General features: G+C 57.3%; 1 protein-coding gene and 1 pseudogene. One reads left to right on the top strand and one right to left on the bottom strand.

What is annotated here, in order from left to right; all coding sequences use genetic code 11:
- The coding region (locus ALO43_RS29780; RefSeq protein ID WP_412778935.1) for an alginate O-acetyltransferase AlgX-related protein at positions 1 to 171 on the top strand (171 nt) is incomplete at its 5' end.
- Positions 172 to 225: 54 nt separating this feature from the next.
- On the opposite strand, the pseudogene ALO43_RS29775 reads toward ALO43_RS29780, so the two are convergent.
- Positions 226 to 358 (bottom strand): annotated as a pseudogene (locus ALO43_RS29775) (RES domain-containing protein); the annotation flags it as partial.

Here is a 358-nt window from a genome sequence, read left to right as displayed (position 1 = left end):
CTCGGCGCACCGATCGGCAACTTCGCCAAGGACGGCGGTGAGTTCTCGGGCGCTGCCAACGTCTATTTCGACAACCCGGCCTTTCGCCAGACGCCGCCGAAGCTGCTGATCTGGGAAATCCCGGAGCGGGATCTGCAAACGGTTTATGAGGTGATCAACCTTCGGCCATAACGCTATCAAATTCGCACCTGACGCTATCGAACAACTGGCTGCCCTGTATCAATCTCATTTCAAACGCGGATCAACCACAAACTCCAGTTCCTTGGCCGTTGCCACAACGGCCAGGAATTCCGGGTGCTGGACGTTGAGCAGGTAATTCGATTCACGCGGGATGATCACGCTTGGCACGGCCAGTGCC

Source organism: Pseudomonas tremae, assembly GCF_001401155.1.
In the GTDB taxonomy this organism is placed as follows: Bacteria; Pseudomonadota; Gammaproteobacteria; order Pseudomonadales; family Pseudomonadaceae; genus Aquipseudomonas; species Aquipseudomonas tremae.
Note: the sequence above shows the minus strand (reverse complement) of the source record. Positions and strands in the feature narration are given on the sequence as shown.